We start from the raw sequence: 18,305 nt of genomic DNA on the forward strand, positions 1-18,305 counted from the left end.
CAAGCGATCCATAGGGTTACGGCGAAAAAAGCCTGACCGGCAACCCTACTCCCGCCCCTTCCCTGAAGCAACCGCAGTGGCCACCGGAGCGGCCGGACGATCTCAGAGTGCCTTGCTCTTGGCGCGTTTCTTCTCCGCCAGCAGCGCCATCTCGTCGTAGATTGCCTGCGGGTTCTGCTGCTTGACCTTCCAGGCCATGCGACCCTCGTCGTGGGGCAGGATCATGAATTCGCCCTTGGCGACTTGCTGGTGGATGTAGTCGGCGATGTCCGCCGCGGTGATCGGCGAGGACTCCAGCAGCTTGCCGATCTGTGCCTTCACGTTCGGTGTCGGGCCACGGAAGGAGTCCAGCAGGTTGGTCTGGAAGAACGATGGGCAAACCACGTGCACGCCGACCTCGGCCTGGCGCAGTTCCACCAGCAGACTTTCCGACAGCGCCACCACGCCGGCCTTGGCCACGTTGTAGTTGCTCATACCCGGCGCCTGCATCAGCGCCGCCATCGAGGCGATGTTGATGATCTTGCCCTTGCTCTTCTGCACCAGCGGCAGGAACGCCTTGCAGCCCTTGACCACACCCATCAGGTTGATCGCGATCTGCCACTCCCAGTCTTCCAGCGACAGCTCGTCAAAGAACCCACCAGACGCCACGCCGGCATTGTTGACGACGATGTCGATGCCGCCGAGCTTCTCCTCGCAAGCCTGGGCGAAGGCGATCAGCTGGCTGTAGTCGCGTACGTCGCAGCGCATGGTGAAACCGTCACCGCCCGCTTCGCGGACCATCTTCAGGGTTTCCGTCAGGCCGCCTTCGTTGACATCGGAAAGCGCCAGCTGCCAGCCATCACGCGCCCAGCGCAGGGCAATCTCGCGACCGAGCCCAGAGCCGGCACCGGTAATCATCATGCGGTTGTGCATTGTTCTGCTGCCTTTGTTGTTCGGGTAGTGGCAGCGAGTCTAGCGAATGCCAGGGTACGGACCGGCATCCATCAGACTGATGAATGCCCTTGGCAAACCCGCGCCTCATGGGGCTGACCGCGCGGTTCCGGGCAGGCAATATGGCGGCAGCATGGGCTTGTTGCAGCCTCGCGAATTGCCTGCGCCACGAATAAAAAAGGGCAGCCCGAGGGCTGCCCTTTTTATTTCCGGCGATCGGATCAGTGCGCGACGGCACCGGTGGCACCCAGGCCGGTCTGCGAACGGACGAACTGGGCGAAGAAGCGCTCGCGCTCCTCGCCAGCACGCTTGGACTTGTCGGTGACCGAGAAGAACCAGATGCCGACGAAGGCGGCGACCATCGAGAACAGCGCCGGGTACTTGTAGGGGAAGATCGCTTCGGCAAAGCCGAACACGTCGACCCATACGGTCGGGCTGATGATGGTCAACAACAGCGCGGTGAACAGCCCCAGCGAGCCGCCGAACAGCGCGCCGCGGGTGCTCAGGCCCTTCCAGTACATGGAGAGGAACAGCACCGGGAAGTTGCAGCTGGCGGCGATGGAGAATGCCAGGCCGACCATGAAGGCGATGTTCTGCTTCTCGAAGATGATGCCGAGCAGAATTGCCACCACACCCAGCGTCAGGGTCGTCAGCTTGGTCACGCGCATCTCGTCTTCTTCCCGCGCCTTGCCCTGCTTGATCACGCAGGCATAGAGGTCATGGGAAACCGCCGAGGCACCGGCCAGGGTCAGACCCGCTACAACGGCGAGAATGGTGGCGAAGGCGACGGCAGAGATGAAACCGAGGAACAGGTTGCCGCCCACGGCGCTGGCCAGGTGGATGGCGACCATGTTGGTGCCACCGACGATGGCGCCGGTCACGTCCTTGAACTCCGGGTTGGTGCTGACCAGCAGGATCGCGCCGAAGCCGATGATAAAGGTCAGGATATAGAAGTAGCCGATGAAGCCGGTGGCGTAGAACACGCTCTTGCGCGCTTCCTTTGCGTCGGAGACGGTGAAGAAGCGCATCAGGATGTGCGGCAGGCCGGCGGTACCGAACATCAGCGCCAGGCCGAGGGAGATCGCCGAGATGGGATCGGAGACCAGGCCGCCCGGGCTCATGATCTGCGCACCCTTCTCGTGAATCTTCACCGCTTCGGCGAACAGGCTGCCGAAATCGAAGCCGACGCTCTTCATCACCATGATGGCCATGAAGCTGGCGCCGGACAGCAGCAGCACCGCCTTGATGATCTGCACCCAGGTGGTCGCCAGCATGCCGCCGAACAGCACGTACATGACCATCAGCACACCGACCAGCACCACGGCGACGTAGTAGTCCAGGCCGAACAGCAGCTGGATCAGCTTGCCGGCACCGACCATCTGCGCGATCAGGTAGAAGGCCACGACGATCAGCGAACCGAACGCCGAGAGCAAACGGATCTGCGTCTGCCCAAGGCGATAGGACGCCACGTCGGAGAAGGTGAACTTGCCCAGGTTGCGCAGGCGTTCAGCCATCAGGAAGAGGATGATCGGCCAGCCGACGAGGAAGCCGATGGAGTAGATCAGACCGTCATAGCCGCTGGTATAGACCAGCGCGGAAATGCCGAGGAAGGACGCTGCCGACATGAAGTCACCGGCGATCGCCAGGCCGTTCTGGAAGCCGGTGATGCTGCCACCGGCGGTGTAGTAGTCAGCCGTGGAGGTGTTGCGCTTGGCCGCCCACTTGGTGATACCCATGGTGAAGACGATGAACACCACGAACATGATGATGGCGGTGTAATTGGTGGCCTGCTTCTCGACCTCGCCGGTAATGGCATCGGCGAGCAGTGCAGGCGAGACTGCCAACAGCAGGGCAGTCATCAGAAAACGCAGGATCATTATTGCTGTGCCTCGTTGAGGATTTCCTGGTTGATGCGATCGAACTCACCGTTGGCACGCTGCACATAGACACCGGTCAGGATGAAGGCCATGAAGATCACGCCGACGCCCACCGGGATGCCCCAGGTCGTCACGGTGTCGGCAGAAAGCGGAACACCGAGGATTTGCGGCTCGAAGGCAATTAGCAGGATGAACGCCAGGTAGGCGCCGAGCATGACGGCCGACAGCAGCCAGGCGAAACGCCCGCGCTTGGCGACCAGCTCTTGGAAACGCGGGTTGGCATAGATCTGCCGGTAAACATTTTCATTGTTCATTGGAATCTGTCTCCACGGTCACTACCCCCTGGTGGGAGCAGGGCGGCTACTTTAGGGCCGGGCAATGCCGACGCCACCCGACTTTGGTCTGAATGCCGCCCTCGAGAAAGCCCGCAATAGAGCCTTCAAGCCACGCAATCCGGGGCATTGCAACAATTCCAAATACAAATAGTGTGGCGCTATGCCGCAGATGCAGAACGTTGATTTCAGACATTGCTGGCACGCAACCACACTGTGCGAAACGCGAGAACAATTCTCGATCGCGCAAGGAGACAGGCCATGCTGAAGACCGTGACGTTCACCCTGATGCACTTCTGCATTGCCTTCTCGGTCACCTACGCGCTGACCGGCAGCATCGCCATCGGTGGCCTGGTCGCTGCCGTCGAACCGCTGTGCAATTCAGTGGCGTTCTACTTCCATGAAAAGGTCTGGCAGCGCTTCGAACGCAGCCCCGCGCGCGAAGCACCCATTCCCAAACATGCCTGGCTGCACCATCAATCCTGACACCGCATCAGGGTGGCGACGGCTCGACAGCGACTGTCGAGCCGTCGTCATTTCTAGACCTGCGCAGGGATCGAATCCGCAGCGGTGCTGCCAAAGTTAAGTTGGCTTGCGTTGTGCGGCCGATGCAGTTCTATTGGGACGGGTAGCGCGGGACGCCGCCGCTGCCCTGCCACAGGCCAACCCGGCCTGTTTACGGAGAAGCACCATGCAGCTGTTGTTGCGCCTGACCGCCCTGCTCGCCCTGGTCGTTGCACCTGTCCACGCCGCCGACCTGACTGTCGAAGCGTACGGTTTCCCACTGTCCAATCCCTTCGAAGCCACGATCGCCGGTACTCCCATCGAGCTACGCGCCGAAGTACCGACCGATGACGATATCGATCAGGCCGATTACAGCCTACGCTTGCGCCCCGAGCGGGAATTCACGCTGCCGGACAACTTCTGGCCGGTGAAACAATTTCGCTATCGGCTAGCCCGCCAGCGCGGCCCGGCGCCGCTGATGTTCATCATCTCCGGGACAGGCGCGCACTACTCCGCCGGCAAAACGGAGGCGCTGAAGCGCCTGTTCTACGGCGCCGGCTATCACGTCGTACAGTTGTCCTCACCAACCAGCTACGACTTCATGTCCGCCGCCTCGCGCTATGCGACCCCAGGGATCAGCAGCGACGACGCCAAGGATATGTACCGCGTCATGCAGGCCGTTCGTGCACAACAACACAAATTGCCCGTTACCGAATTTCACCTCACCGGCTATAGCCTCGGCGCGCTGAACGCGGCGTTCGTCAGTCAGCTTGATGAAACGCGGCGCAGCTTCGACTTCAAGCGCGTGTTGCTGCTCAACCCGCCGGTCAACGTCTACACCTCGGTCGGCAACCTGGACAAACTGGTACAGACCCGCGTCGAAGGGATCGACAACAACACTACTTTCTATGAGGTGATACTGGAGAAGCTCACCCGCTACTACCAGCAACGGGGCTACATCGACCTTGACGAGGCAATGCTCTACGACTTCCAGCAATCGACATTGAAGCTCAGCGACGAGCAAATGGCGATGTTGATCGGCTCGGTATTCCGCTTCTCCGCCGCTGACATCACCTTTACCTCCGACCTCATCAACCGTCGCGGGCTGATCGTGCCGCAGGACTATCCCATCAACCAGGGCACCCGCCTCGAGCCGTTCTTCAAGCGCGCCCTGCTATGCGACTTCGACTGCTATATCACCGAACAGCTGATTCCGATGTGGCGCGCGCAGTACGACGGCGGCAGCCTGACGCAGCTGATCCAGCAGGTCAGCCTGTACGCCCTTGAGGACTACCTGCGCCAAAGCCCGAAGATCGCAGTGATGCATAACGCCGATGACGTGATCCTCGGCGCGGGCGATATCGGCTTTCTGCGCCGCACCTTTGGTGAGCGCCTGACCCTCTATCCGCGAGGCGGCCACTGCGGCAACCTCAACTACCGTGTCAATGCTCAACACATGCTGGAGTTCTTCCGTGGCTAAAGGAATGCTGCTGCCGCTACTACTGGCCAGTGGCCTGGCCTTCGCCGAAACTCCGGCGGTCGACGACGATGGCTTTACCCATCCATTGCGCAACCTGGAGTTCAACCCCGGGCTGGACCAGCGTGAGTTCGAGCGCGCCACCTTCCAGGCGCTGGACGTCTACGACCCGTTCGAGCCGATCAACCGACGCATCTACCATTTCAACTACCGGCTCGATCAGTGGGTGATGCTGCCGGTAGTGCGAGGCTATCGCTATGTCACGCCGCAGCCGGTGCGCACTGGCGTAAGCAACTTCTTCAGCAACCTCGGCGAAGTGCCAACGCTGTTTAACAGCCTCGCTCAGTTCAAGGGCCAGCGTGCAGCGAACGCCACGGCGCGCTTTCTTTTCAATACCATTCTCGGCGTCGGCGGCGTATGGGACCCGGCGACCCGCATGGGTCTGGCACGGCAGAGCGAAGACTTCGGGCAGACGCTTGGCTATTGGGGCGTCCCGCAGGGCCCCTATCTGATCATTCCGGCACTGGGCCCATCCAATCTGCGCGACGCCACCGGCCGCGTTGCGGATTTCGCCGTCGAGAGTCAAATCGATTTTCTGCAGTATTCCGAAACCACCGGCGGTGAACTGAGCCTGACCGCGCTGCGCGCCGTCAATGCGCGGCACGTCACCAGCTTCCGCTATGGTCAGCTCAACTCCCCGTTCGAGTACGAGAAAGTGCGTTATGTCTACAGCCGCGCACGGGACCTGCTGGTCGAGGAATAATCTACCGATTCGATTTTATACAGCGATAATTCGCAACCTTTGATCGAAATAACGCGCCTATCCTGGTCCCATTCAATTCAGGGAGGCATTCATCATGTCCCAACGGCAGATCCTTTCCATCACCACCGGCCGGCCCACCTCCGATGGCGCAGGCGTCAGTCTGACCCGCGTGTTCGGCGGCGCCGCACCGGAACGATTCGACCCGTTTCTGATGCTCGACGAATTCGGCTCGAACGATCCGGACGAGTACATCGCCGGCTTTCCTCCGCACCCGCATCGCGGCTTTGAAACCATCACCTACATGCTCGAAGGGCGCATGCGCCACGAGGACCACATGGGCAATGTCGGGCTACTGGAAAGCGGCGGCGTGCAGTGGATGACCGCAGCGCGCGGCGTCATCCACAGCGAGATGCCGGAACAGCAGGAAGGCACCATGCGCGGCTTCCAGCTGTGGCTGAACCTGCCCGCCCACGCCAAACTCGGCGATCCAGGCTACCGGGATTTCGCCCCAACCGAGATCCCGCAGGTGGTGCTGCCAGGCGGGGTGCAGGCCAAGGTCATTGCCGGAACCTTGAAGGTGGGTGACGCCGAGCAACAGGGCATCGTCCAGCGGCCCGATACCGAGCCCCAACTGTTCGATCTGCACTTGCCCGCAGGCAGCACGCTGTCGCCGCTGATTCCGGACGGACATCGGTTGTTGCTCTACGTCTATGAGGGTGTACTACGGGTGGGCGATCAAGCAGCCAGCAAAGGCCAGCTGGTACGAATGTCCGAGCAAGGCCAGGTGCGGTTGCACAGCGAACGCGGCGCACGGCTGATCCTCCTGGCGGGTCGGCCACTCGGCGAGCCGATCGTGCAGTACGGGCCGTTCGTGATGAACAGCCGCGAGGAAATCGAGCAGGCGCTGCGGGATTTTCGTGATGGGGCGTTGGCCTGAAGCTCGGTTGCCAATCGTCTGGCACCAACCACCAGCCTGCTAGGTGGCCGAGCGCTTGTTCCGCTTCCGGTACAGACCGGGCTCACCAGCCGGTCGTGTCTTGAAGCGGCGGTGCGCCCATAGATATTGCTCCGGCAATGCGCTCACCGCCTCCTCGACCCATTGATTGATCCGCAGACAATCCGCCTCTTCACTCTCTCCCGGAAAGTCCTCAAGCGGCGGATGGATCACCAGTCGATATCCCGAGCCATCTGCCAGGCGCTCCTGAGTGAACGGCACCACCCTCGCCCTGCCTAGCCGGGCAAACTTGGTCGTGGCAGTGACGGTGGCGGCCTGGATGCCGAACAGCGGTACGAACAGGCTTTGCTTGCTCCCATAGTCCTGATCCGGCGCGTACCAGATCGCTCGTCCGGCACGCAGCACCTTGAGCATCGCCCGAACGTCCTCGCGCTCGATAGCGCTGGCATCAAGGTTATGCCGCTCGCGCCCGCGGCGCTGAACGAAGTCGAACACCGGATTCTTGTGCTCGCGATACATGCCATCGATGGTATGCCGTTGACCGAGCAGCGCCGCACCGATCTCCAGCGTGGTGAAATGCAGCGCCATCAGGATCACCCCCTGCCCTGCAGCCTGGGCCTGCTGCAGATGCTCGAGACCCTCGATGCGGGCCAGACGCTGCAGCCGCGCCTGCGGCCACCACCAGCTCATCGCCATCTCGAAGAAGGCGATGCCGTTGGAGGCAAAGTTTTCACGTAAGAGCCGTTCACGCTGCTGCTGACTGAGCTCAGGAAAACACAGCTCAAGATTGCGTTGTGCGATGTAACGCCGCGAGCCGGCGAAACGGTACATCAGCGCGCCGAGACCACGCCCCAGTTTAAGCAGTAGCGGATAAGGCAACTGAACCAGCAGCCACAGCAACCCCAACCCCAGCCATAGCGGCCAGAAGCGCGGATGCAGGAAGTACGCACGAAACTGAGGACGATCCATGAATAGCTCGACAACCGATGAAGCGACGCATTCTAGCGGCAAACGCCGGCAATGACCCTGTCCAAGCGCGCCGGCGATCACTTCGCGGGCTGCCCGCGGGTTGCAGGCGGCGGCGCGCCCCGCTATAAGTCCTCGCCATTTACCGCAGCAGACAGACCATGAGCCAAGCCGACTTCACCGATCAGTCCCCAGCCTTCCAGCTCAAGGGCAGCATGCTCGCCATCACGGTGTTGGAACTTGCCAGCAACGATATCGAGCGTCTCGACGAACAACTCGCAGCCAAGGTCGAGCAGGCACCGGACTTCTTCAATAACACCCCCTTGGTGCTGGCGCTGGACAAGCTGCCGGAATCAGCCCGTGAAATCGACATCGCCGCGCTGGTCAGCCTGTGCCGCAAGCATCGTCTGCGCACGCTGGCCCTGCGCGCCAGCGAACCTGTGCATCTCGAAGCGGCGGCGGCGCTTGATCTCCCCGTCCTGCCGCCTTCCGGCGCACGTGAACGCAAGGTCGATCTGGGCTCGAAAGCCCCACCGAAGCCTGCTGAGCCGGTCTATCGCCCAACCCGCGTCGTTACCACCCCCATCCGCGGCGGCCAGCAGGTCTATGCCCAGGGCGGAGATTTGATCGTTCTGGCTCCAGTCAGTCCGGGTGCGGAACTTCTCGCCGATGGCAACATCCATGTCTACGGTCCGCTTCGCGGTCGCGCCCTGGCAGGCATCAAGGGCGACACCACTGCACGGATTTTCTGTCAGCAGCTCGCCGCAGAGATGGTATCCATCGCTGGCCAGTACAAGGTCGCCGAGGACCTGCGACGCGAACCTCTCTGGGCTGAAGCAGTGCAAATCAGCCTCTCTGGCGACGTGTTGAACATCACCCGCCTTTAACGGATACTGCCGCGAATTTTCAAGGACCAAACGGGCAATCCTGACGCTGAAACCGGCGGAAGGTCCCGATTTTTTCAATTTTTAGGGTGAATCACCTTGGCCAAGATCATCGTAGTCACTTCCGGCAAAGGTGGCGTTGGTAAAACCACCACCAGCGCCGCCATCGGTACCGGCCTCGCTCTGCGCGGCCACAAGACCGTCATCGTCGATTTCGACGTCGGTCTGAGGAACCTCGACTTGATCATGGGCTGCGAGCGCCGGGTGGTTTATGACTTCGTCAACGTCATCAATGGCGATGCATCCCTGACCCAGGCTCTGATCAAAGACAAGCGCCTGGAGAACCTTTTCGTGCTGGCTGCCAGCCAGACCCGCGACAAGGACGCGCTGACCCAGGAAGGTGTCGGCAAGGTCATCGATGAACTGAGCAAGAACTTCGAATACGTCATCTGCGACTCGCCGGCTGGTATTGAAAAAGGCGCGCACCTGGCCATGTATTTCGCCGACGAGGCCATCGTCGTCACCAACCCGGAAGTATCTTCGGTACGTGACTCCGATCGCATGCTTGGCCTGCTGGCAAGCAAGTCCCGTCGTGCCGAAAGCGGCGAGGAGCCGATCAAGGAACATCTGCTGCTGACCCGCTACAACCCGGAGCGCGTCACCAAGGGCGAAATGCTCGGTGTCGAGGACGTCGAGGAGATCCTTTCCATCCGCCTGCTCGGCGTGATCCCCGAATCGCAGGCTGTGCTCAAGGCTTCCAACCAGGGCATTCCGGTGATTCTCGATGACCAGAGCGATGCCGGCCAGGCGTACAGCGATGCCGTCGACCGCCTGCTCGGCAAGGAAGTTGTGCACCGCTTCCTCGACGTCAAAAAGCCAGGCTTCCTGCAACGACTTTTCGGAGGCCGAGAATGAACCTCTTCGACTTCTTCCGTGAACGCAAGAAGAAGGAAACTCCAGCGGCGATCGCCAAAGAGCGCCTGCAGATCATCGTTGCCCATGAGCGCGGCCAGCGCACCGAGCCGGATTACCTGCCGGCCCTGCAGAAGGAACTGGTCGAGGTGATCCGCAAGTACGTCAACATCGACAGCGATCAGGTCCAGGTTGCACTTGAGGATCAGGGCAGCTGCTCGATCCTGGAACTCAATATCACCCTGCCGGATCGCTGAGCGAAACCGGCGTACAGAAACGGCGGCCCACGGGTCGCCGTCTTCGTTTGTGGAAAAAGCGAATGCCTCTAAGCGCTATCGAGATCGTCCATCAGGACGCCGCCCTGCTAGTCATCAACAAGCCGACCCTGCTGCTTTCCGTACCGGGCCGCGCCGAAGACAACCGTGACTGTCTAGTGACCCGCCTGCAGGAAAACGGCTATCCCGAGGCCCGCATCGTGCATCGCCTGGACTGGGAAACCTCCGGGCTAATCGTGCTCGCCCGCGACGCTGATACGCACCGTGAGCTGTCCCGTCAGTTCCATGATCGTGAAACGGAAAAGGCCTATACCGCGCTGTGCTGGGGCCAGCCGGAGCAGGACAGCGGCAGCATCGACCTGCCGCTGCGCTACGATCCGCCGACCAAACCTCGCCACGTCGTCGATCACGAGCTGGGCAAGCACGCACTGACCTTCTGGCGCGTGCTCGAACGCTGTGGCGACTACAGCCGCGTCGAGCTGACGCCCATCACCGGCCGCTCCCACCAGCTGCGAGTCCATATGCTGTCGATCGGTCATCCGCTGCTCGGCGATCGCCTGTACGCACATGAACAGGCGCTGCAAGCGCATGAACGCCTGTGCCTGCATGCAAGCATGCTAGCGCTGACGCATCCGCAAACCAGCGAGCGCCTGCGCTTCGAGTGCCCGGCGCCGTTCTAGGTAGTGGCCACATCTGCCCCACCTGCCGCGCGCTCACTCCAAAGCGCGAGGCAGTTGCCGGCGCGCTTATTCGCCGGTGTCGAATGCTATAGACTTCGTGACCTGGCAGTCCGGAGTCCGAAATGCGCAAAGCTCTCAACCAAGGCCTGATTGAATATCTGCAGGCGTCCCCTACCCCTTTCCATGCCACCGAGAACCTCGCCCAGGCGCTACAGGCCGCCGGCTACCGTGCGCTGGACGAGCGCGAGGCCTGGCATACCGAAGCCGGCGGGCGTTACTACGTCACCCGCAACGACTCGGCCATCATTGCCTTTCAGCTCGGCAGCAAACCGCTCGTCGAGCACGGCTTGCGCCTGGTCGGCGCGCACACCGACAGCCCATGCCTGCGGGTGAAACCGCAGCCGGAGCTGCAGCGCCAGGGCTTTTGGCAACTCGGTGTGGAGGTATATGGAGGGGCCCTGCTTGCGCCTTGGTTCGACCGCGACCTGTCGCTGGCCGGGCGCGTCACGTACAGCCGAGATGGCCGCATCGAAAGCCAGCTGATCGATTTCAAGCTGCCAATCGCGACGATTCCGAACCTAGCGATTCACCTGAACCGGGAAGCCAATCAGGGCTGGGCCATCAACGCCCAGAACGAGCTGCCGCCGATCCTCGCGCAGATCGCCAGCCAGGAAAGCCCGGACTTCCGCGCATTACTGGCTGATCAGCTCGGGCGCGAGCATGGTCTGGTCGCCGACGTGGTACTGGACTTCGAGCTGAGCTTCTACGACACCCAGGCTGCCGCTGTGATCGGCTTGCATGGTGACTTCATCGCCGGCGCACGCCTGGACAACCTGCTCTCCTGCTTCGCCGGGTTGCAGGCCTTGCTGAACACCGAGCCCGAACATAGCTGCGTGCTGGTCTGCACCGATCACGAGGAAGTTGGCTCCACCTCGCTATGCGGTGCGGACGGCCCCTTCCTGGAACAGGTATTGCGCCGTCTGCTGCCAGATGGGGATGACTTCCAGCGTGCGATCAGCCATTCGCTGCTGATCTCTGCCGACAACGCCCATGCCGTGCATCCCAACTACCCCGACAAGCACGATGGCAACCACGGCCCGAAGCTCAATGCCGGCCCGGTGATCAAGGTCAACAACAATCAGCGCTACGCCACCAACAGCGAAACCGCGGGCTACTTCCGCCATCTCTGTCTGGAAAACGAAGTGCCGGTGCAGAGCTTCGTCACCCGCAGCGATATGGGCTGCGGTTCGACCATCGGCCCGATAACGGCCAGCCAGCTGGGCGTACGAACCGTCGATATCGGCCTGCCGACCTTCGCCATGCATTCGATTCGAGAGCTCGCCGGGAGCCAGGATCTGGCGCATCTGGTCAAGGTGCTGACTGCCTTCTACAACAGCAGCCAACTGCCCTGACTTGATCACGCTGTGGGCAGGCCCTGCCTACTCACAGCGATGCACTGGTCCGCCTAGGAGTGCGTGATCAGGAAAGCGCACTGTCTATCACCAACGCTACCTTTCCGGAAACGGTATTGCTAGCGAGCGCGGCAAACGCCGCCTCTGCGTCTCCGATGGCGAAGGTTCGCTCCAGACGCGGCGAAAGCTTGCCCTGAGTGAATAGCGGCCAGACCTTCTCCTCCATTTCCGCCAGCAGCCCTGCCTTGTAGTCGGCATCACGGCTGCGCAAAGTCGAGCCTATCAGCTGGATGCGTTTGGCCAGCAGCCCGGCGAGATCCATCTCGGCCTTGCGGCCGCCCATCAGACCGATCATCACCCAGCGCCCATCCATCGCCAGCAGCTGCATGTTAAGCGCAGCGTATTTGGCACCCACCGGGTCCAAGATCATGTCGAACGGGCCGAAATCGCGCAGCGCTTCGAGCGAGTCGCCACGTAGCACACCACCCTGAGCACCCAGCGATTCGCAGTACGCCAACCGCTCCGCCGAACCGACGCTGACCCAACAGGGATTACCGAACGCCTTGCAGAGCTGGATCGCCGCCGAGCCAACGCCGCTGGCACCGGCATGCAGCAGCACCTTGTCGCCGGCCAGTAGCGCGCCAAGCCGATAGAGATTCAGCCAGGCCGTGGCGTAAACCTCGGGGATCACCGCAGCCTCATGCAGCGCCATGCCCTCCGGGACCGGCAACGCATGGCGGGCGTCGACCACCACCTCCTCAGCCATACCACCCCCGGCGAGCAGCGTGCATACGCGATCCCCCACCTTCCAGCGGCTGCGCCCGTTAACCTCGGCTACCACACCTGCGCATTCCAGCCCCAAGGTGTCGGTCACCCCGGCTGGCGGCGGATAATGTCCGGCGCGTTGCAGCAGGTCCGCGCGGTTAAGCCCAGCGGCAGCGACGCGGATACGGACTTCTCCCTCGCCGCACGCCGGAGCCGGGCGCTCGGCCCAATCCAGATGCCCCTCGATACCTTGCAATGCCTTCATGCTGCCTCCATAGTGGTTCCTATCTCTGCCCACCCAACTGATCGCTCGCTGGCCTTCTTTGACCACCTTCACCATCGGGCTTGTGCTTTCCACCGCCGGACGGAAACCGAACCGGCGCCTACTTTAGATGGCCTAATATGCGTTATTCCCTTGCCTTACGTCGCCCCCAAGCCATGAAACGTACGCTGACCTGCACCATTCTCGCCGTCCTTTTCGGACTTCACGCCTCGCTGGCCATGGCCAAAGCCGTGAGCACGCCGGAGAACTGGGACTACCTGCAACCCGATCGGGACCAAGTGATCGCCAGCCTGAACGTCGTCGAACTGCTCAAGCGCCATCACTACAACAAACCGCCATTGAATGACGCGCGCTCGGCGAAGATCTTCGACAGCTATATCCAGATGCTCGACCCTTCGCGCAGCTACTTCCTGGCATCCGACCTCGAAGAGTTCGGCAAGTGGCGCAACCAGTTCGACGACTTCCTCAAAGGCGGAAATCTCGAGCCAGGCTTTGCCATCTACAAGCGCCATCTGGAGCGGTTGCAGAATCGCCTCAATTACGCGCTTGGCCTGCTTGGCAAGGGCGTCGACAGCTTCGACTTCACTATTGATGAAGAGCTGCTGATCGATCGCGAGAAAGCCGCATGGGCCAGGAACATGGCCGAACTCGACGACCTTTGGCGTAAGCGCGTCAAGGATGAGGTGCTGCGCCTGAAGCTCGCCGGTAAGGAACCCAAGGCCATCGAGGAGCTGCTGACCAAGCGTTACAAGAACCAGCTGGCGCGCCTGAATCAGACGCGCGGCGAGGACGTGTTCCAGACTTACATCAACGCGTTCGCCCAGTCCTACGATCCGCATACCCAGTATCTGTCTCCGGACAACGCGGAGAACTTTGACATCAATATGAGCCTGTCGCTCGAAGGCATCGGTGCAGTGCTGCAGAGTGACAACGAGCACGTCAAGATCGTGCGTCTGGTTCCAGCCGGCCCGGCCGAGAAAAGCAAGCAGCTGGCGCCAGCGGACAAGATCATCGGGGTTGGTCAGGCCAACGACGAAATGGTCGATGTCATCGGCTGGCGTCTGGATGAAGTGGTCAAACTGATCCGCGGCCCGAAAGGCTCCGTCGTTCACCTGGAAGTCATCCCGGCGAGCAATGCGCCGAATGATCAGAGCAGCAAGGTCGTCGCCATTACTCGCGAAGCGGTGAAGTTGGAGGAGCAGGCCGCGAAGAAGTCGGTGCTGAACCTTGAACATCAGGGTCAGAGCTTCAAGCTCGGAGTGATCGAGGTTCCTGCGTTCTACCTGGACTTCAAGGCCCTGCGCGCCGGAGACCAGAACTACAAGAGCACCACTCGCGATGTGAAGAAGCTGCTCTCCGAGCTGGAAGCCGAAAAAGTCGACGGCGTGGTCATCGACTTGCGCAATAACGGCGGCGGCTCGCTGCAAGAGGCGACCGAACTCACTGGCTTGTTCATCGATCAAGGCCCGACCGTTCTCGTGCGCAACAGCGATGGCCGCGTGGACGTACTCGCCGACGAACAGACCGGCGCCTATTACAAGGGGCCGCTGGCTGTCCTGGTTAATCGCCTGTCGGCATCCGCTTCGGAAATCTTTGCTGGCGCCATGCAGGACTATCACCGTGCACTGATCCTCGGCGGCCAGACCTTCGGCAAGGGCACCGTGCAGACTATCCAGCCACTCAACCACGGTGAACTGAAGCTCACACTGGCCAAGTTCTATCGCGTATCCGGGCAGAGCACCCAGCACCAGGGCGTAATACCCGATATCACCTACCCTGCCGATGTCGATACCAAGGAAATTGGCGAAAGTGCACTTCCCGAAGCCCTACCGTGGGACAGCATCCGGGCAGCCATCAACCCGGATATGAATCCGTTCAAGCCGTTCCTGGCTGAGCTCAAGGCGCGCCATGAGGCACGCACCGGCGAGAACCCGGATTTCGTCTTCACCCGCGACCGCCTGGCGCTTGCTCAGGAGCTGATGCACGACACCACTGTCAGTCTCAATGAGGATAAACGCCGCGCCCAGCAGGCAGACATCGAGAAGCGCCAGCTGGCACTGGAGAACGCACTACGCCTGGCCAAAGGCGAGCAGCCGCTGGCCAAACTGGAGAAGGAAGACGAAACGACGCCGCATATTGACGCGGACAAGCCCAAGCCGGAAGACGATGCGTACCTCTCCGAAAGCGGGCGCATTCTGCTGGATTATCTGGGCTTGAGTTCGGCAATGGCCAAGCACTGATGTGTTGAAGAAAGTAGCGATGTCATCAAATTGACATCGCTGCATCGTGAAATGAAAGGGCCGCGCTGCGGCCTTTTTATTTCACGCCCAGAGACCTCCATGACAGTCACCGAGCAGTTGAGCACGCTGGGATACATCCTTGCTCACGGCGACATCACTACCTTGTTCCAACCCATCGTCTCGCTCTCGGAGCGGCGCATACTCGGTTACGAGGCACTCAGCCGCGGGCCTTCCAACGGTCCCCTGCATTCGCCGATCAACCTCCTCGCCACCGCACGCCACGCTGGCCGCCTCAACGAACTGGAGATGACCTGCCGCGAGACTGCGTGCCGGCGTTACAGCCAGGTGGCGCTGCGCGGCAAACTGTTCCTGAATGCCTCACCGGAAACCCTGCTTGATGCAACCCACAAGCCTGGGCGCACGCTGGAGCTGCTGCACGCCTATGGCATTTCCGCGGACAACGTTGTCATCGAACTCACCGAACAGGCACCGGCCGACGATCTCGAACTGCTGGATAAAGCCCTTCATCACTACCGCTCGATGGGCTTCAGCATCGCACTCGACGACCTTGGTGCCGGTTATTCAAGCCTGCGCCTATGGTCCGAGCTGCGACCAGACTATGTGAAGATCGACCGCTATTTCATCGACGGCATTCATCTCGATCCGGTGAAGCGCGAATTCGTCGAGTCCATCCTGAAGATCGCCCGCGCCTCACGTACCCAGGTCATCGCAGAGGGTATCGAGCTGCAAGAGGAGCTGGCGGTGCTGGCCGGCATGGGTATCGATCTGGTGCAAGGCTATCTGCTCGGACGGCCGCAGGAGTTGCCTGCGCTGGATATTGAAGAGATCCTGCCTTCAGCGAAGGCCCAGCAGAATAGCTTCGTCGAAGAGCCCGGCACCCTGTCCGCGCTGCTCATCCGGCAACCCGCGATGTCGGCAGAGCGCCCGGTCGCCGAGTTGCTCGAAGCGTTTCGCCTGCAACCCAATCTGAACTCGATCGCGGTCGTGGACGACGACGCGCGGCCGGTCGGGATCATCCACCGCAATCTCATCTCCGATGCGCTGCTCAAGCCCTACGCCACGGATCTGCTCGCGCGCAAGCCGGTCAGTCGACTGATGAGCACCAACTTTCTTGCCGTCGAACTCGAACAGTCGCTGCAGCAAGTCAGTCGCCTGCTGACGAGTCGAGCTCGTCAGCGAATAGAGGAAGATTTCGTTATCACCCAGGCGGGCAGCTATCATGGCGTCGGCCGCGTCATCGACGTTCTTAGGCTGATAACCGAGCTGAAGATCCAGCAAGCGCGCCATGCCAATCCACTGACGCTGCTGCCTGGGAACGTGCCGATACAGCAATGCCTGACACGCCTGCTGCTGCAGCGACGCCAGGCGCTGGTCTGCTACGTCGATATCGACAACTTCAAGCCGTTCAACGACCTCTACGGCTATGGCAAAGGTGACGAAGTGCTGCTGTGTCTCGCTCAATGCCTGAATGACCGGGTCGACCCGCGGGTGGATTTCGTCGGTCATATAGGCGGTGATGACTTCATGCTGGTGCTGAGCGGCCATGACTGGGAGCAGCGCATCGACCAGCTGCAGCATGATTTCATGCTCCGCAGTAGAGCGTTCTACCAGCGAGAACACCTAGAGGCCGAGTGCTTTTTCTCCTCCAGCCGGGACGGACGAGAACAGCGCTATGCCTTGTTATCACTGTCCATTGGGGTTGTCAGTGTTCGCCCAGAGCACACCGACCGCTTAGACGCAGGCAGACTCGCCGCCCTGGCGTCGGAAGCCAAACGTCACGCGAAACAGGTAAGCGGCCCGAGCTTTCATCTGATCGATGCAGGCGAACCGCCGAAGGCTTATACCCCCAGCTGCGCTGCCTTTTCCTTGTAGCGGTCTGCCTGGAGCGAATCGGCGACTAGGCCGTAACCTCCCGCGCGATACAGCTGCTCGAGACGAACAGCTGCCAGCGGGTGCCCCGCTTCGGCAGCCTGGGACCACCAGCGAGCCGCCTCGTTGCCATCCGGTCCGTGAGACGCTTCTTCGCTCAGGCTGACGACACCCATCTGGTAAGCTGCTTTGACATCACCGGCCTTGGCCGCTAGCCGCAACAAGCGGACGCCCTCCTGCTTGGCACCGTAGCCACGCCCGCGAAAATACAGAATATGGCCGTAGAAACTCTGCGCACCTACGTCTCCCATGGCGGCCATGCGCGCAAACTGGCCTTCCATCCAACGCCAGAGTTTCGGTTGCTGGACAGCGTAGCGAGATGTCATCAACTTGCGGGCCGCAAAATAACCGAGCCTCGCGCGCAGTCTCCACAACATCAGCCTTCCTCCGGATATTCAAACTCGAAAACCCGCGCCACTTCGCCGGCATGCCAGGACGCAGCGGCAGTACCGTCCGCCGCTCCCGAGAAGCGTCCCAGTCGGGCAGCACACTCGAAAAAGCCCGTTCGAGGCAGACGGCTAGCGCCCTGACTGATGACCAAGGCGCTGCGCAACGGACGCTCCGACCGGGCGTCAATCGCCGCGAGATGCTCCAGCGCAGCGGTCAGGGTCTGCATCGCAGGGGTTGGCAGTTGAAGGCGCTCGACAAGGGCACGATAGGTCACCAAATGCCGCTGGCGACGTGCGGCATCTAGCTCACCGAGCAACGCCTGCCAGTGCTGGCGGCTAATGGATACTGACGTCAAGCGTCCCCCTCCCAACCGGCGATTTCCAATGCACGTGCCAGCGCGCGGCGAATCGCAGCATCGGGCTCGCGCTCACCTGCCTCGATCAACCCCAGATAAGCAGGACTGATACCGACCGCGCGCGCCAGCGCTTCCAGGGAAAGCCCCTTGTTCTCGCGCAAAGGGGCCATTTGGCTCAATGAAGGGCGCGGCAGCGCATCCGGGACAGATGGAGCTCGTGCAGCTGGCTGCACTCCTACCGCACTGAGGAGTGCCTGGTACTCGTCCCATGGCAGAACGGCGTACTCCGGCGAGCCGTCACGCATGATGACCTGTACATTCATCCGTATTTCCTCTGGCGTCGATCAGAGGCGGA

General features: G+C 61.4%; 18 protein-coding genes and 3 pseudogenes. 12 read left to right on the forward strand and 9 right to left on the reverse strand.

The features are described from left to right. Window positions 1–102 precede the first annotated feature (102 nt). The 3 genes from UIB01_RS14635 to UIB01_RS14645 all read right to left on the reverse strand — a co-directional run bounded on the left by UIB01_RS14635 (window position 103) and on the right by UIB01_RS14645 (window position 3,121). Window positions 103–912: an SDR family oxidoreductase gene (locus UIB01_RS14635; RefSeq protein WP_038661961.1), complete on the reverse strand. Its 810-nt coding sequence runs from the start codon at window positions 910–912 to the stop codon at window positions 103–105. A gap of 239 nt (window positions 913–1,151) precedes the next feature. Further along, window positions 1,152–2,807: a cation acetate symporter gene (locus UIB01_RS14640; protein WP_038661964.1), complete on the reverse strand. Its 1,656-nt coding sequence runs from the start codon at window positions 2,805–2,807 to the stop codon at window positions 1,152–1,154. Next, a complete protein-coding gene (locus UIB01_RS14645) occupies window positions 2,807–3,121 on the reverse strand; it encodes a DUF485 domain-containing protein (RefSeq protein ID WP_015277690.1) in 315 nt (104 codons plus the stop codon). Before UIB01_RS14645 ends, UIB01_RS14640 begins: the two co-directional genes overlap by 1 nt. 279 nt (window positions 3,122–3,400) lie before the next feature. Between UIB01_RS14645 and UIB01_RS14650 the strand changes: the two genes are divergently transcribed. From UIB01_RS14650 to UIB01_RS14665, 4 genes are all read left to right on the forward strand, one after another. Next, window positions 3,401–3,625, forward strand: coding sequence for a DUF2061 domain-containing protein (locus UIB01_RS14650; RefSeq protein WP_038661969.1), 225 nt, complete (start codon window positions 3,401–3,403; stop codon window positions 3,623–3,625). A gap of 205 nt (window positions 3,626–3,830) precedes the next feature. Then, the gene (locus tag UIB01_RS14655; RefSeq protein ID WP_038661972.1) at window positions 3,831–5,123 is read left to right on the forward strand and encodes an alpha/beta fold hydrolase; all 1,293 of its coding nucleotides are present in this window, start codon (window positions 3,831–3,833) and stop codon (window positions 5,121–5,123) included. Window positions 5,124–5,127: 4 nt separating this feature from the next. Next, entirely contained in the window at window positions 5,128–5,883 is a 756-nt protein-coding gene (locus UIB01_RS14660; protein ID WP_038661975.1) for an MlaA family lipoprotein, read from the forward strand. Between the two features lie 94 nt (window positions 5,884–5,977). Next, on the forward strand, window positions 5,978–6,820 hold the full coding sequence (locus tag UIB01_RS14665) for a pirin family protein (RefSeq protein WP_038661978.1): 843 nt from the start codon (window positions 5,978–5,980) through the stop codon (window positions 6,818–6,820). A 39-nt stretch (window positions 6,821–6,859) separates the two neighbouring features. On the opposite strand, the gene UIB01_RS14670 is transcribed toward UIB01_RS14665, so the two are convergent. Beyond that, window positions 6,860–7,807 (reverse strand): lipid A biosynthesis lauroyl acyltransferase, encoded by a 948-nt coding sequence (locus tag UIB01_RS14670; protein ID WP_038661981.1) that lies wholly within the window; start codon window positions 7,805–7,807, stop codon window positions 6,860–6,862. Between the two features lie 158 nt (window positions 7,808–7,965). Between UIB01_RS14670 and minC the strand changes: the two genes are divergently transcribed. From minC to UIB01_RS14695, 5 genes are all read left to right on the forward strand, one after another. Next, window positions 7,966–8,691: a septum site-determining protein MinC gene (minC, locus tag UIB01_RS14675; RefSeq protein ID WP_038661983.1), complete on the forward strand. Its 726-nt coding sequence runs from the start codon at window positions 7,966–7,968 to the stop codon at window positions 8,689–8,691. 96 nt (window positions 8,692–8,787) lie between these two features. Continuing rightward, complete coding sequence (gene minD, locus UIB01_RS14680; protein WP_038661986.1) at window positions 8,788–9,603, forward strand: septum site-determining protein MinD; 816 nt, start codon at window positions 8,788–8,790, stop codon at window positions 9,601–9,603. Continuing rightward, window positions 9,600–9,857: a cell division topological specificity factor MinE gene (gene minE, locus UIB01_RS14685; RefSeq protein ID WP_003301267.1), complete on the forward strand. Its 258-nt coding sequence runs from the start codon at window positions 9,600–9,602 to the stop codon at window positions 9,855–9,857. Before minD ends, minE begins: the two co-directional genes overlap by 4 nt. 62 nt (window positions 9,858–9,919) lie before the next feature. Then, on the forward strand, window positions 9,920–10,555 hold the full coding sequence (locus tag UIB01_RS14690; protein ID WP_038661991.1) for an RluA family pseudouridine synthase: 636 nt from the start codon (window positions 9,920–9,922) through the stop codon (window positions 10,553–10,555). A 122-nt stretch (window positions 10,556–10,677) separates the two neighbouring features. After that, a complete protein-coding gene (locus UIB01_RS14695; RefSeq protein ID WP_038661994.1) occupies window positions 10,678–11,967 on the forward strand; it encodes a M18 family aminopeptidase in 1,290 nt (429 codons plus the stop codon). Window positions 11,968–12,034: 67 nt separating this feature from the next. Here UIB01_RS14695 and UIB01_RS14700 read toward each other — a convergent pair whose 3' ends face one another. Continuing rightward, window positions 12,035–12,997: an NAD(P)H-quinone oxidoreductase gene (locus UIB01_RS14700; RefSeq protein ID WP_038661997.1), complete on the reverse strand. Its 963-nt coding sequence runs from the start codon at window positions 12,995–12,997 to the stop codon at window positions 12,035–12,037. A gap of 173 nt (window positions 12,998–13,170) precedes the next feature. Between UIB01_RS14700 and UIB01_RS14705 the strand changes: the two genes are divergently transcribed. After that, on the forward strand, window positions 13,171–15,255 hold the full coding sequence (locus UIB01_RS14705; protein ID WP_038661999.1) for a carboxy terminal-processing peptidase: 2,085 nt from the start codon (window positions 13,171–13,173) through the stop codon (window positions 15,253–15,255). Window positions 15,256–15,354: 99 nt separating this feature from the next. Continuing rightward, a pseudogene (locus UIB01_RS23660) lies at window positions 15,355–16,308 on the forward strand (EAL domain-containing protein); the annotation flags it as partial. A 150-nt stretch (window positions 16,309–16,458) separates the two neighbouring features. On the opposite strand, the pseudogene UIB01_RS23665 reads toward UIB01_RS23660, so the two are convergent. Continuing rightward, window positions 16,459–16,701: pseudogene (locus UIB01_RS23665) on the reverse strand (hypothetical protein); the annotation flags it as partial. Here UIB01_RS23665 and UIB01_RS23670 point away from each other — a divergent pair. After that, window positions 16,582–17,148, forward strand: a pseudogene (locus tag UIB01_RS23670) (GGDEF domain-containing protein); the annotation flags it as partial. The pseudogenes UIB01_RS23665 and UIB01_RS23670 sit on opposite strands and share 120 nt — an antisense overlap. Here UIB01_RS23670 and UIB01_RS14715 read toward each other — a convergent pair. Genes UIB01_RS14715 through UIB01_RS14725 form a run of 3 tightly spaced genes read right to left on the reverse strand, consistent with a single transcriptional unit; the run spans window position 17,115 to window position 18,273 of the window. Then, the gene (locus UIB01_RS14715) at window positions 17,115–17,582 is read right to left on the reverse strand and encodes an SEL1-like repeat protein (RefSeq protein WP_038662005.1); all 468 of its coding nucleotides are present in this window, start codon (window positions 17,580–17,582) and stop codon (window positions 17,115–17,117) included. The pseudogene UIB01_RS23670 and the gene UIB01_RS14715 sit on opposite strands and share 34 nt — an antisense overlap. Further along, on the reverse strand, window positions 17,582–17,950 hold the full coding sequence (locus UIB01_RS14720) for a hypothetical protein (RefSeq protein WP_038662008.1): 369 nt from the start codon (window positions 17,948–17,950) through the stop codon (window positions 17,582–17,584). The genes UIB01_RS14715 and UIB01_RS14720 overlap by 1 nt, the downstream gene beginning before the upstream one ends. After that, window positions 17,947–18,273, reverse strand: a complete 327-nt coding sequence (locus tag UIB01_RS14725; protein ID WP_038662011.1) for a helix-turn-helix domain-containing protein — start codon at window positions 18,271–18,273, stop codon at window positions 17,947–17,949. Before UIB01_RS14725 ends, UIB01_RS14720 begins: the two co-directional genes overlap by 4 nt. Window positions 18,274–18,305 lie beyond the last annotated feature (32 nt).

Origin of the sequence: Stutzerimonas decontaminans (genome assembly GCF_000661915.1) — a bacterium.
Lineage (GTDB): Bacteria > Pseudomonadota > Gammaproteobacteria > Pseudomonadales > Pseudomonadaceae > Stutzerimonas > Stutzerimonas decontaminans.

Excerpts from the sequence above, each read along its gene's own strand:
- UIB01_RS14635 (WP_038661961.1), bottom strand. The coding sequence starts at position 912 with ATGCACAACCGCATGATGATTACCGGTGCCGGCTCTGGGCTCGGTCGC.
- UIB01_RS14640 (WP_038661964.1), bottom strand. The coding sequence starts at position 2,807 with ATGATCCTGCGTTTTCTGATGACTGCCCTGCTGTTGGCAGTCTCGCCT.
- UIB01_RS14645 (WP_015277690.1), bottom strand. The coding sequence starts at position 3,121 with ATGAACAATGAAAATGTTTACCGGCAGATCTATGCCAACCCGCGTTTC.
- UIB01_RS14650 (WP_038661969.1), top strand. The coding sequence starts at position 3,401 with ATGCTGAAGACCGTGACGTTCACCCTGATGCACTTCTGCATTGCCTTC.
- UIB01_RS14655 (WP_038661972.1), top strand. The coding sequence starts at position 3,831 with ATGCAGCTGTTGTTGCGCCTGACCGCCCTGCTCGCCCTGGTCGTTGCA.
- UIB01_RS14660 (WP_038661975.1), top strand. The coding sequence starts at position 5,128 with ATGCTGCTGCCGCTACTACTGGCCAGTGGCCTGGCCTTCGCCGAAACT.
- UIB01_RS14665 (WP_038661978.1), top strand. The coding sequence starts at position 5,978 with ATGTCCCAACGGCAGATCCTTTCCATCACCACCGGCCGGCCCACCTCC.
- UIB01_RS14670 (WP_038661981.1), bottom strand. The coding sequence starts at position 7,807 with ATGGATCGTCCTCAGTTTCGTGCGTACTTCCTGCATCCGCGCTTCTGG.
- minC (WP_038661983.1), top strand. The coding sequence starts at position 7,966 with ATGAGCCAAGCCGACTTCACCGATCAGTCCCCAGCCTTCCAGCTCAAG.
- minE (WP_003301267.1), top strand. The coding sequence starts at position 9,600 with ATGAACCTCTTCGACTTCTTCCGTGAACGCAAGAAGAAGGAAACTCCA.
- UIB01_RS14690 (WP_038661991.1), top strand. The coding sequence starts at position 9,920 with ATGCCTCTAAGCGCTATCGAGATCGTCCATCAGGACGCCGCCCTGCTA.
- UIB01_RS14695 (WP_038661994.1), top strand. The coding sequence starts at position 10,678 with ATGCGCAAAGCTCTCAACCAAGGCCTGATTGAATATCTGCAGGCGTCC.
- UIB01_RS14700 (WP_038661997.1), bottom strand. The coding sequence starts at position 12,997 with ATGAAGGCATTGCAAGGTATCGAGGGGCATCTGGATTGGGCCGAGCGC.
- UIB01_RS14705 (WP_038661999.1), top strand. The coding sequence starts at position 13,171 with ATGAAACGTACGCTGACCTGCACCATTCTCGCCGTCCTTTTCGGACTT.
- UIB01_RS14715 (WP_038662005.1), bottom strand. The coding sequence starts at position 17,582 with ATGTTGTGGAGACTGCGCGCGAGGCTCGGTTATTTTGCGGCCCGCAAG.
- UIB01_RS14725 (WP_038662011.1), bottom strand. The coding sequence starts at position 18,273 with ATGAATGTACAGGTCATCATGCGTGACGGCTCGCCGGAGTACGCCGTT.